Source organism: Clostridium perfringens ATCC 13124 (assembly GCF_000013285.1).
GTDB lineage: Bacteria > Bacillota > Clostridia > Clostridiales > Clostridiaceae > Sarcina > Sarcina perfringens.
Map to the genome: position 1 here is coordinate 1,599,178 of NC_008261.1, position 12,561 is coordinate 1,611,738.

The following is a 12,561-nucleotide window of genomic DNA, read 5'->3' on the forward strand; positions in this document are numbered from 1 at the left end:
ATATTGTAATAATTCTAACTACTGGTTACAATAGTTATTGATAACTTATGAAAAGGAGATAATTTTTATATGGATTATAAGTTTGATGTAAAAAACCCTAGAAATCTTACAATGCTAGTTGATTTCTATGAACTTACTATGGCAAATGGATATTTTAAAAATGGCATAGAAAATAAAATTGCCTATTTTGATATGTATTTTAGAAGGGTACCTGATGGTGGCGGCTATTGTATAATGGCTGGTGTTGAGCAATTAATTGAATACCTATCAAATCTAAACTTTTCAGAAGATGATATAGCCTATTTAAGATCAAAGGAATTATTTTGTGATGAATTCTTAGACTTTTTAATAAATTTCAAGTTTACTTGTGATGTTTGGGCAATTCCAGAAGGAAATCCTGTCTTCCCAAATGAACCTTTAGTTATTGTTAAGGGTCCTGTAATACAAGCACAGTTTGTAGAAACTATGATACTTCTTACTATAAATCACCAAACACTTATAGCTACTAAGGCTAATAGAATATGTAGAGCAGCTAAGGATAAGACTGTAATGGAATTTGGTTCTAGAAGAGCTCAAGGATATGATGGAGCTATTTATGGAGCAAGAGCTGCTGCCATAGGTGGTTGTGATTCTACAGCCTGTACAATAGCTGATCAAATGTTTGACATACCTGCTATAGGAACTATGGCTCATAGTTGGATTCAACTTTTTGGAGACGAATATGAAGCCTTTAAGGCCTGGGCAGTGGCATATCCTGATAACTGTACATTATTAATAGATACTTATAACGTTTTAAAGTCTGGTGTTCCTAATGCTATTAAGGTATTTGATGAGGTTTTAAAACCTTTAGGAAAAAGACCAAAAGGAATAAGAATAGATAGTGGAGATATAACTTATCTATCTAAAAAATGTAGACAGATGTTAGATGAAGCTGGATATCCAGATTGTAAAATAATAGTTTCAAATTCTCTAGATGAATATATAATAAGAGATGTATTAAGCCAAGGAGCTTCAATAGATGCCTTTGGAGTTGGAGAAAGACTTATAACAGCTAGATCAGAACCTGTTTTTGGTGGAGTTTATAAATTAGTTGCAGTAGAAGACGAAGAAGGTAATATAATTCCTAGAATAAAGATAAGTGAAAATGAAGAAAAAATAACAAACCCTGGATTTAAGAGAATAATAAGAATATTTGATAATAATACTCATACAGCCTTAGCTGATTTAATTCTTTTAAATGATGAAGAAATAGATACTACTAAACCATTAGAGATTTTTGATCCTATTCATGTTTGGAAAAGAAAAACATTAACTAATTATTACGTTAAAGATTTACTAGTTAAAATATTTGAAGATGGAAAAGTATGCTACAAAAATCCAACAGTAATGGAAATTAGAGATTACGCTCAAAAAGAGTGTGAAAAACTTTGGCCAGAAATTTTAAGATTTGAAAATCCTCATACTTATTATGTGGATTTATCAAATGGTTTATGGAATTTAAAACATAATTTACTTCATAGATATTCTAGCATATATAAATAGCACTTATATTTTTAAAAAATAAGAGACGCTTCATTAATGTGAAGCGTCTCTTATTAATTTACTTGACTTAAAACTAGATTTGATTTTTCATAATCATCCTCAAGTAAAAAACTTTTGTCTAAATACATAGAAAATACACACTCTTCTCCTGTGATTTTCTCATTCATTGGACATTCCTTATAACACTTAAATTTCTCCCTCTCATTTGACCAAAATGGACAATACGCCATATTATACTCTCAATCCCCTCTTAAATTAATTATAATATAGTCTTTAACCCTGAATTCTTTATAACTGTAATATTTGTAAGCTCATTTTGGAAAGCTTTAAGTAAAGCCTTTTCTAAAACTTTTTCGTGATCAAAATTCTCAACGTTTTTACATACAGCAAAAACTTTGTTAGTCTCTCCCATAACATTTTTATAAGTTAATGTAACATTTGGTTTTTCATATAATACATCAACAATTTTTATACCCCATGATAAACAAGCAAAATCTCCATCTTTTTTTAAGAAGCTTAAATCTTTTAATTTTTTAGTTTCTTGATTAGGATCTGTAACAATAATTAATTCATCTCCAACTTTATACTTTGACATAATTAACCTCCTAAGTAATTTATTTATATAGTAAAGTTTACCACTCCTTTAACTTTAAGTAAAGTATTACAAGGTTCTATTTTTCTTTAATTTATTTACATATATTACTTTTATTGTTTATTATGTATTGATTTTATTTGTAAAAATTTTATATTAATAATTTTTTTATTGAATTCCCCAAAAATTTTTTAAAAAATATAAGGTTTTTATAACATATTAATATTAATTTTAATTTCTTTACTTGCAATTATCTTTTTATACAAGTAAAATAGTTAATAGCGTTTAAAAATATTTAAAATAAAATTCATTAAAATAAAAGTATTTTTAGATATATTAAAACTTTTAATACTTTTTATATAAAAAAAAGAACAGTAAAAACTGTTCTTAAAGGAAAATGAAATGAACATGGAAAAACTTTGTTAATTAATTAACAACCTTTAAATAAATTTTATCATAAAAAGGCTATTTTTACAAGTTTTTTTTATTAATTTTCTTAAATAATATTCAATAAAAATCAAGATTATTTCATGTTAAATAGTATTAAAAGATAATCTTTGACATATAATAATTATTATTATATAATATATTTAATTCTTATATATGATAGGGATGGTGGAAATGGACAATATAACTACTATTTTTAAAGAAAAAAAATTAAAACTAACTCCTCAAAGGATTGCTGTTTATAAATACTTAAAGGGTACGAAAGAACATCCGTCTGCTGAGACTATTTACAAGGCTTTACAGGAAGATTACCCTACAATGTCATTAGCTACAGTTTATAAAGCGTTAAAAACTCTTGTAGAAGTGGAATTAATACAAGAAATTAACGTTGGTGAAGGAAACTTTAGATATGATGGTAACTCAAATGATCACTGTCATGTTCAATGTTTAGCTTGTGGTAGAGTTGATGATCTTGAGAATTTAGATTATACTCATCTAAATGAAGAAGCCCAAAAACATTCAAACTATAGAATACTTTCAAACAAAATGTATTTCTATGGAATATGTGAAGAATGTCAAAATAAACATGAATAAAAAAGAGTGGTAATTTACCACTCTTTTTTATATTTAAATATTAATTTTTATAAAGTCTATATTTTAACCAAATAAAATTATTTAGCTAATTCATATAAAGCTTTTGCATATATTTTGCTTATTAAAATTAAGTCATCTATTTTAATGTATTCATTTGGTTTATGAATAACATCTGGTTCTCCAGGGAATATTGGTCCAAATGCTACTATATTAGGCATTTCCTTAGCATATGTACCTCCTCCAATAGACATTAATTCTCCTTCTTTTCCAGTTTCCTCTTTATATACATTCTTTAAAGTCTTTATTAAAGGATGATCTGGAGAGAAATATAATGGTTTTTGATGTTCAAAGTTTTCTATTTCTATGCCAGTACCTTTTATTCTTTCATTAAAAGGAGTCATCATATCATCTAAAGTCTTAGTTACAGGATATCTTAAGTTTAAAGTAAGTCTTCCTACTTTATCATTTAAATCAATCACTCCAACATTAAAGCTTAATTTTCCTGATGCTTCATCTTGTAATAAGATTCCAAATTTTTCTCCATAGACATCTTCACCTATGTTATCATTTAAGAATTTAACGAAAGCTTTTATATCTTCTTGTGCTAAATTTAATTCTGCTAAAATTTTAATAGTTTGCATTATAGCGTTTATACCCTTTTCTGGAGTACTACCATGAGCTGAGACACCAAATACTTTTAACTCTATTTCATCATTTTTATGTGATACTTCAAATTTTATATTATTTTCTTTAGCAAATTTTGATATTTCTTCACAAACCTTATTTGCTTCCTTAGCTTTTAATTTTGTTTCACAAAGACTAGCAACTACATTTGATGCTATTCCACCCTTTATACTCTCAACTAATACATCTCCATCAGTTGTTTTTTCTCCAAAAGTTTTAACAATGTCAAAAATAGTGATACCCTTTTCTCCATTTATTATAGGGAATTCTGCGTCAGGAGTAAATCCTGCTACTGGAGCCTTTTCATGTTCTAAATAGTATTCTATATCCTTGCTTCCAGTCTCTTCATTAGTACCAAATATTATTCTTATTTTCTTTGATAAAGGTAATCCTAATTCTTTTATAGCTTTTAATCCATATAATGATGCCATTATTGGACCTTTGTCATCAGTTGTACCTCTTCCATATATTTTTCCATCATGTATTTCTGCACCATATGCTGGGTAAATCCAATCATCACCTTCTGGAACAACGTCTAAGTGTCCTAAAGCTGCTACATACTCTTCTCCATCACCATATTCAGCATATCCTACATGTCCATCTAAATTAACTACTTTAAACCCTAATTTTTTTGAAATTTCTAAGGCGCATTCTAAAGATTTAGAAACTCCTTCCCCAAAAGGCATACCCTCTTTTGGTTCATCCTCAACACTTTTGATTCTAATAATATTTTGTACTGACTCAATTAAATCATCTTTCATTTCATCAATTTTGCTACTTATTAAATTCATTTTTGACACTTCCTCTCATCAACTTTAAGTTAACAAAATATTAATATATATTATTAATATTTTACCACATTTCAACAAAATTTTCTAATCTATTTTATTAAAATGATGAATTAAGAAGTTAAGATATAAACTTTACATACTTAATAATAAAAATAGCAAGCCATTTATATATGACTTGCTATTTTTATTTAAGCAATTACTTCTTTTCTACTCTTTGCTGATTCAAATTTAGTGATTATTAAGTTTAAAATAACACCTATTAAAGCTGCTAAGCTTAAGCCTGATATGCTTACAGCTTCACTTATTTCAATTCCTATAGGCTCTGACATAAATAAGCCTGATAAACCTACAAAAATTATTGATCCCATTAATATTAGGTTAGTTTTATTTAATTTAACCCCTTCATTTTTTATAGTTTTAACTCCCACTAAAGCAATCATTGAGAATAGCATTAAGCTTATTCCTCCCATTACTGATTGTGGAATTGTTCTTATAACCGCTCCAAACTTAGCTATAAAGCTTAGTATTATGGCAAAAACAGCTGTTAATCTTAAAATTGATGGATTATAATTTTTAGTTATAGCTAAAACTCCTGTATTTTCACCGTAAGTAGTATTAGCTGGTCCCCCTAATAAAGATGCAACTAAAGTTGCCAATCCATCTCCTAATACTGTTCTATTTAGTCCTGGATCTTCTATAAAGTTTTTACCTACAACTTGTCCATTAGTAGTTATATCTCCTATATGCTCCATTGATACAGCTAAAATAACTGGTAAAGTTATCATTATTGCTCCAAAATCAAATTTTGGCAATGTAAAGTTTGGTACTGCAACCATTGTACTTTGTTGAATTAAACTTGTATCAACTTGTCCTAAAATTAAACTTAAAGTATATCCTACACAAACTGCTGTTATTATTGCTAACTGTGAAAAAAATCCCTTTCCAAACTTACTTATTATTAATGCTAATCCTAATGTAGTACAAGCTATTAAAACTGAAGTCATAGCTCCTGTTTCTCCAGCTATTAAAGATTTTACCCCAGCCATTTCTAAGGCATTAGGTATAAGATTTAACCCTATAACCATTATCATTGGGCCAACTACCCTTGCAGGTAAAAATCTTTTTATTTTATCTACACCTATTTTCTTTATTCCAAAAGAAATTAATACATAAGCTAATCCTGCAAAGAATATACCTCCTTGTGCATATCTTAAATCTCCATATTTAGATGCAATTACTTGTATTACAGGTATAAATGCAAAGGATGATCCTAAAAATACTGGAACTTTTCCTTTAGTACATAAGTGGAATATTAAAGTACCTATCCCTGCTGTGAATAAAGCTACTGATGGATCTAAGCCTGTTACTAGTGGTACTAGTATTGTAGCTCCAAACATAGCAACTAAATGTTGTAATCCTAAAATTCCATTTTTAAAGTAAGAGAAAATTCCTAATGTTTTAATACTTCCTTGCTCTTTGCTTATTAATTGTTGTGCCATAATTTAAGCCTCCTTATTTTTTCTTAAGGAGAAAGCTCTGCTTCTCCTTTTTTCAGCCTCACGGGACTGATTTAAAAAGGTAAAAATAAAACTTCTTACCAAAGAGATTACAGGCAAGAAGTTAATTCTTTAAACTAAATAAAATTTTTATTTATAATCTAAATAATTAATTCTTGTAGCCTCTCTGGACTATCTTTAAAGAATAGTTTTATTTTATTAGATTATATTTAAATTAATATTATTTTTCAATATATAATTTAGCTTTTTACATTTTATTAATATAATTAATACTTAGTTAATTTGCTCCAAATTTGAGGATGAACTTTTTTAATGTTTATAATTTTAAAAGTTTTACTATCTACAAAAGTTTGTAAAGTTCTGCCTGTAGCTACAAGCTTATTATGATTTTCTCTTTTTACTGTGTATTTTAATGAAACCTTAATAGGTGTTATTTCATCATACTCAGTTTCTATTATTAAGTTATCTCCATATCTTGCTGCATCTATATATTTACATTGAGTCTCTACTAAAGGCATCATAATCCCGTGGTCTTCCATTTCCTTATATGTAATTCCAAATTGTTCTATAAAATCTTCTCTTGCAACTTCAAAATATATATAATAATTGGCATGATGTACAACCTGCATTGCATCTGTTTCAGCATATCTTACTTTAATTTTGCTTATACTTTTCATATAAAATACTCCTTATAAAAAAACTTATTTTCATATTGTAATTTTATATTATTTTATTTTGATTTTCAAACCTTTTATAACTTTACATTTTTATTTATATCTAACTAAAATCAACACTAACTTTAAATAATTCCATGTTTATATAATAAAAACTCTGCCTTAAGTTATAAGCTTAAAACAGAGTCATTATCTAAAATAAAAAGTTTATTGTTATATGTCCTTTTGAATTTTCTCCTATTTCACATTCAACACCAAAAACATCTTTTATATTTTTAGGAGTTAAAACTTCTTTTGTTTCTCCTCCATAAACTACTTTTCCTTTATCAATCATATATACTTTATTACAGTAAGCTGAAACTAAATTCATATCATGAAGTGCAGCTAATACCGTTATATTTAACTCTTTAACTATATTCATTATTTCTATTTGATACTTAATATCTAAATGATTTGTAGGTTCATCTAATAAAAGAATTTCTGTTTTTTGTGCTAAGGCTCTTGCTAATAATACCCTTTGTTTTTCTCCTCCTGAAAGATTCAGAAAATCTCTATCCTTATATTCAAGCATATTAACCTTTTCTAAAGCCTCTCTTACTATGTCATAATCTTCTTTATTGTCTAATTGAAAAGTTCTTTTATATGGATTTCTTCCCATAAGAACAATATCTTTAACCTTAAAGCTAAAATTATATTGATTAAATTGGCTTACTACTGCTAATTCTCTTGCCATTGACTTTATGCTAATACTGTCTATTTCTTTACCATTTATGTATATTGCCCCACATTTTTTATCAATTAACTTATATATAGTTTTTAATATGGTTGATTTTCCGCTTCCATTTGGCCCTATAAGCCCAACAAAATCACCCTTATTAACATGAAATGAAACTCCCTTTATAATTTCACTCTTGTTTATAGAAACTTCTAACTCTTCTAATCTTATCATAATCCTTACTCCTTTTCTCTAGTTCCTTTTACCATAAGCCATAATAAGAAAGGGGCTCCTATTACAGAGGTAATTATTCCTATAGGAAGTTCCATATTAGTAATAGCACATCTAGCAATTACATCTGCCCCTAAAAGTCCAAATATAAGTCTTACAATGTGTGGAATCATAATTCCAACAAAGCCTATAGTTCCACATACTGATACAATAACTCCAGTTATTAAAGATGAAAGTATCATATATATTTTTCTATGCTTTTCAATATTTAACCCTAAGGTAATAGATGTTTCATCTCCTAATACCATTAAGTTTAAATTTCTATATTGAGTAAAGAAGTATATTAGTGGTATAACTGATATTGCTATGGGAAGAACTATATTACTCCATTCCGCTCCAGCCAAACTTCCCATCATCCAAAAGTTAACTGTTCTTATGCCTTCGTTATCCTTTGATAAAAATATTATTAAGCTTGTAAGTGATGAACATATAGAACTTATAACCATACCAGCTAATATCATCTTAAAAGGAGTTATACGCCCACCTATTTTCGCTAAAAAGTACACAAATATAGATGCAATTAAAGCTCCTAAAAATGCTCCTAAGGGTGCTCCAAAGCTTGATAACACTCCTGAAAATCCTATTAATATTGAAAATGTAGCACCTAAGGATGCTCCAGATGACAATCCTAGTATGTAAGGATCACCTAAAGGGTTTTGTATAGTAGCTTGCATAATTACACCAACCATAGCTAAGGCCATACCTGCAAAAGCTCCTAAAAGCACCCTAGGCATTCTCACTCCCCATATTATATCAAATAAAGTACTATTTAATATTTCATCTAAATTTCCAATCTTAATTCCAAAAACCTTATATAAAAACACTCTATAAACATCATAAGGTGGAATATCAACAGCTCCAAAAGATATTCCTAATATTATAGATGATATAAAAAGTAAAATTAACAAAACTGCAATGAAAACTTTTTTGTCTTTTCTCCAACTTAAATTAAACAACCTTATTTATCTCTCCCTAAAATATATTATTAAACTCTAAGAAACTATTTTTAAGCTTAGTTCCTTAGAGTTTATATTTTACTTAATTTATTTTAATAAGTCTGGGTATAATCCCTTTGCTATTCTTTCTATTCCCTCTACAGTTCTTGCACCACCTGCATATGTTTCTGAAAGAGGAGTATATATTATTTTATTTTCTTTTATTGCAGTTACATTTTTTAAAGCTGGATTTTCTAATAATGCTTTTTCTTCTTTGTTATCTTTATTTTGATTTAAGTAATGTATAAGAACTATAGCATCTGGGTTCATTTCTATTATATTCTCAACTCCAACACTACCTGATTCCTTTGCCACATTAGTACCACCAGCTTTTGAAACCATATCTGAAACTAAGGTTTTAGGTCCATAAACTCTATATTTATTTTCTCCTTCACCTTCTATTACTAAAACTTTCATAGGTTCTTTAACTGATTTTATCTTTTCAGAAATATTATTTATTCTTTCTTTCATATCATCAACATATTTAGTTGATTTTTCTTCTATATTAAATATCTTACCTATATCATTTATATCATAATAAACATCATCTAAAGTCTGCTCTTTTGAAATACCAGAGTTTCTTTGAATAAAAGTTTTAACCCCTTTTTCATTCCATGATTCTACAGAACCTAGATTTTTATCTGAAAATACACTTTTCCATCCCATTATTAAATCTGGATTTAAAGCTAAAACAGCTTCCTTACTTGGATATGTTTCTGATAGAACATTTATATTTTTATACTTATCTTCTAATCTTGGAAGTATAGGACTATCCATAAATGATGTTCCAACTAAGGAATCCTGTAAATCTAAATCAAGCATTATTTCTGTAGTAGTTTGATTTGTACTAATAACCCTCTTAGGTTTACTTTCAAAAGTTTCCTGAAATTCCTTTCCACTTTGATCATATGTACTTATTGTTACTGGGTAACCTTCCTCAGTGTTTTTTGAAGCTGTACTTTCCTTTGAACTTCCAGTACATCCTGCTAAAGCTAAGGAAAATACTAACCCTATAGTAGCTAAACCTAAAATTCTTTTTCTTCTCATTTTATCCCCCTGTTATTTCAAAATATTTTTAATGTATTTTACTGTTTCATCTATATCAGAAAAACATCTACCATAATCCACCTTAGGCTTTTCAACTATTATTAATTTAATATTTGAATCTAGTGTAGCCTTTGCTTTTTCTAAAGCTCCTCCTCTTTCACCACTATCTTTAGTTAAAAGAGCCTTTGCCTTGTATTCATCTATAAAAGCCTTATTAAGTTCATAGCCAATAGGGCCTTTTATAGCAATTATATCTTCTATCTTAACCCCTAAATCTATAAGATCATTCATAACCTTTTTTGAAGGTAATACTCTATGAATAACTCTATTTTCAAGAGAAGATTCTAATATCTGCTTTACTCCATTACTTCCTGTGGTATTTAAAATTGGTCCATTAATAGTAGAGTCTAATTCTTTAAGCTTGTCTAATCCACTTATTCTAATAATATTAGGATTGTCTAACTCTTTTAGTACACCATTTCTTTCATATCTTATGTATTCTATGTTTAATTTCTTACATACTTTTATTGTGTTTTCACTAACATTCTTTGCATAAGGATGAGAAGCATCAACTATTCCTTTTAAATTAAATTCTTTAGCAAAATTTAAAAGTCCTTCTTCATCTAAAGGTTTTGTATTCATAAATGCAACAGGGAATTCTTTTAAAAGTTCCCCACCATATTCTGTAGCTGTAGATATAACTATTTTATCTTCAAATCCCTTAAGATTTTGTAAAAACTCTCTTCCTTCTGAAGTTCCTAATATAAGTGCAATCACATTCTCACCCCATTAGTTTTATTTTTTTATTTTATATCCTCTTGGAGTTACAAAATATCCATCTTTAATATAACTTTTTGAGTTTCCTATGATTACTATTGAGAACATATCAACTACTTCATCATTAAAGTCTTTTAAAGTAAATATTTCTTTACTTTCTCCTTCTCTTAAAGCATTTCTAACAACTGCTATAGGAGTTTCCTCTCCTCTAAATTCCTTAATTATATCAACACACTCTCTTAAATAGTGTGGTCTTCCCTTACTCTTTGGATTGTAAAGAGAAATTACGAAATCTCCCTCTGCTGCAAAACGAACTCTTTTCTTTATATCTTCATAAGGAGTCATTAAATCACTTAAACTTATGTTACAGTTATCATGCATTAAAGGAGCACCTAAAACTGATCCTGCTGCACTAGATGCTGTAATACCAGGTATTATTTCAACATTTTCATCTTTTCTCATCTCTAAGATAAGTCCAGCCATACCATAAATTCCTGAATCTCCAGTACTTATTAAAGCAACTTTTTTATCTTTGCTAAGTTCTAAGGCTTCTCTGCATCTTTCCTCTTCTCCACGCATACCAGTTTTAAAGATTTCCTTATCTTTTATTAAGTCTTTAACCATTTCTATATATTTAGTGTAACCAACTATTATATCAGATTCTTCAATAGCTTTAACTGCTCTTAAAGTCATTTCATCTAATCCACCTGGTCCAATTCCAATTACATATAATTTTCCCATTATTATTCCTCCTTATTATGTGGCTTAAGTTGTAAAGTATTATGGTTATAAGCTTATTAAAGCTTTTACTTTTCTACTATACTTTTAAAGAATTTCTAAGGCATTTATCTTAATAGAGTTTTTTCTACCTTTATAAAGCTTACTTCCCTTTACTTTACCTTTTAAGCTCTCCAATAGTTAACGTCATTCCATTTTTCTTTAGTTTATTTACTATAATATTTCCATTCATTAAAAGAACTGCTGGCTCTGATACAGCTCTTACTCCAACAGATTTTTCTACAAAATCACTGCCTTCAAATTCATCTTGAACACTCTTAATCTCATCCTTAGAAAATGTTTCAAAAGGACAATTTAAATATTCACTTAAATCTAAAATAGCCTTTTCCTCTTTTTTCAAATCTATTGATCCTATTTTTAAGACAGCTCTCTTATCAATATTTAAATCCTTAAGTGAATATTTAACAAAATCTATTAACTCTTGTGAAGGCACTCCTTTTCTACAACCTACTCCAAGTAATATATTTTTTCTTATTAATCTTAAAACTCCCTTAAGATTTTCCTCTTCACTTTTTTCCTTATTAGTTATCCAAAGAGTATTGTCTTTTAATAAATATGTACTTTCATAACCTAAAGGCAATTTAATTAAATTATTATCATCTAAAAAATAAACTTTTTTATTGTTTACTAACCTTGAAGCCATGTCTTTAGCCTTTTTTAAATCTTCTATAATAAGATTATTACTTTTAGCAACCATGTCTGGTGCAACTTTATTTTGGTTATCTGTGGCAGTTGTTATAACTGGAATATTATTTAAAACTTTGCTTACTTCTAAAGTTAATTCATTGGCTCCACCAATGTGTCCTCCTGCTAAACTTATAGTAAACTTATTGTTTACATCAACCACAACAATCCCTGGATCCTTATCTTTTTTTACTATAAAAGGAGTTATAGCCCTAACTGCAATTCCTGTTGAACTTATAAAAATAATATTCTTACAAGTTTCAAACATTTCCTGTGTGGCTCCTTTTAAAGAAAAATCTTCACATTTACTTTTATAAATTCCTTTGAAACTAATATTATTTTCTTCAAAAAAATCCTTAAGCTTATCCCCTATAAAGTCTCCCTTTTCAGTAACACTTATTATTCCAATCATA

13 protein-coding genes are annotated in these 12,561 nt (G+C 28.1%); 2 read left to right on the forward strand and 11 right to left on the reverse strand.

Annotated features, from left to right (window positions below; all coding sequences use genetic code 11):
• Window positions 1–69: 69 nt before the first annotated feature.
• Entirely contained in the window at window positions 70–1,542 is a 1,473-nt protein-coding gene (locus tag CPF_RS06910) for a nicotinate phosphoribosyltransferase (RefSeq protein WP_003452832.1), read from the forward strand.
• Between the two features lie 53 nt (window positions 1,543–1,595).
• Here the strand turns inward: CPF_RS06910 and CPF_RS14880 are convergent, their stop codons facing one another.
• Window positions 1,596–1,772 carry a hypothetical protein gene (locus tag CPF_RS14880; protein ID WP_003477834.1) on the reverse strand — a complete coding sequence of 59 codons (177 nt, stop codon included), beginning with the start codon at window positions 1,770–1,772 and terminating at the stop codon, window positions 1,596–1,598.
• 29 nt (window positions 1,773–1,801) lie between these two features.
• On the reverse strand, window positions 1,802–2,137 hold the full coding sequence (locus tag CPF_RS06915) for a hypothetical protein (protein ID WP_003452838.1): 336 nt from the start codon (window positions 2,135–2,137) through the stop codon (window positions 1,802–1,804).
• A gap of 618 nt (window positions 2,138–2,755) precedes the next feature.
• Here CPF_RS06915 and CPF_RS06920 point away from each other — a divergent pair.
• Window positions 2,756–3,175, forward strand: a complete 420-nt coding sequence (locus CPF_RS06920) for a Fur family transcriptional regulator (RefSeq protein WP_003456471.1) — start codon at window positions 2,756–2,758, stop codon at window positions 3,173–3,175.
• A 77-nt stretch (window positions 3,176–3,252) separates the two neighbouring features.
• Here the strand turns inward: CPF_RS06920 and pepV are convergent, their stop codons facing one another.
• The 9 genes from pepV to cbiG form a co-directional block, all read right to left on the reverse strand.
• Window positions 3,253–4,650, reverse strand: coding sequence for a dipeptidase PepV (gene pepV, locus CPF_RS06925; protein WP_011590704.1), 1,398 nt, complete (start codon window positions 4,648–4,650; stop codon window positions 3,253–3,255).
• A 188-nt stretch (window positions 4,651–4,838) separates the two neighbouring features.
• Complete coding sequence (locus tag CPF_RS06930) at window positions 4,839–6,149, reverse strand: uracil-xanthine permease family protein (RefSeq protein WP_003477835.1); 1,311 nt, start codon at window positions 6,147–6,149, stop codon at window positions 4,839–4,841.
• Window positions 6,150–6,433: 284 nt separating this feature from the next.
• Window positions 6,434–6,844 carry an acyl-CoA thioesterase gene (locus CPF_RS06935; protein ID WP_011590705.1) on the reverse strand — a complete coding sequence of 137 codons (411 nt, stop codon included), beginning with the start codon at window positions 6,842–6,844 and terminating at the stop codon, window positions 6,434–6,436.
• A 190-nt stretch (window positions 6,845–7,034) separates the two neighbouring features.
• Entirely contained in the window at window positions 7,035–7,790 is a 756-nt protein-coding gene (locus CPF_RS06940; protein WP_003456463.1) for an ABC transporter ATP-binding protein, read from the reverse strand.
• Between the two features lie 5 nt (window positions 7,791–7,795).
• Window positions 7,796–8,803 carry a FecCD family ABC transporter permease gene (locus CPF_RS06945; protein ID WP_011590706.1) on the reverse strand — a complete coding sequence of 336 codons (1,008 nt, stop codon included), beginning with the start codon at window positions 8,801–8,803 and terminating at the stop codon, window positions 7,796–7,798.
• A gap of 87 nt (window positions 8,804–8,890) precedes the next feature.
• Window positions 8,891–9,889: an ABC transporter substrate-binding protein gene (locus CPF_RS06950; RefSeq protein WP_003456650.1), complete on the reverse strand. Its 999-nt coding sequence runs from the start codon at window positions 9,887–9,889 to the stop codon at window positions 8,891–8,893.
• Between the two features lie 12 nt (window positions 9,890–9,901).
• A complete protein-coding gene (locus CPF_RS06955; RefSeq protein ID WP_003456657.1) occupies window positions 9,902–10,666 on the reverse strand; it encodes a cobalt-precorrin-6A reductase in 765 nt (254 codons plus the stop codon).
• A gap of 18 nt (window positions 10,667–10,684) precedes the next feature.
• On the reverse strand, window positions 10,685–11,407 hold the full coding sequence (gene cobJ, locus CPF_RS06960; protein ID WP_003477836.1) for a precorrin-3B C(17)-methyltransferase: 723 nt from the start codon (window positions 11,405–11,407) through the stop codon (window positions 10,685–10,687).
• A gap of 154 nt (window positions 11,408–11,561) precedes the next feature.
• Entirely contained in the window at window positions 11,562–12,560 is a 999-nt protein-coding gene (gene cbiG, locus CPF_RS06965; RefSeq protein WP_003456627.1) for a cobalt-precorrin 5A hydrolase, read from the reverse strand.
• Between the last annotated feature and the right edge of the window lies 1 nt (window position 12,561).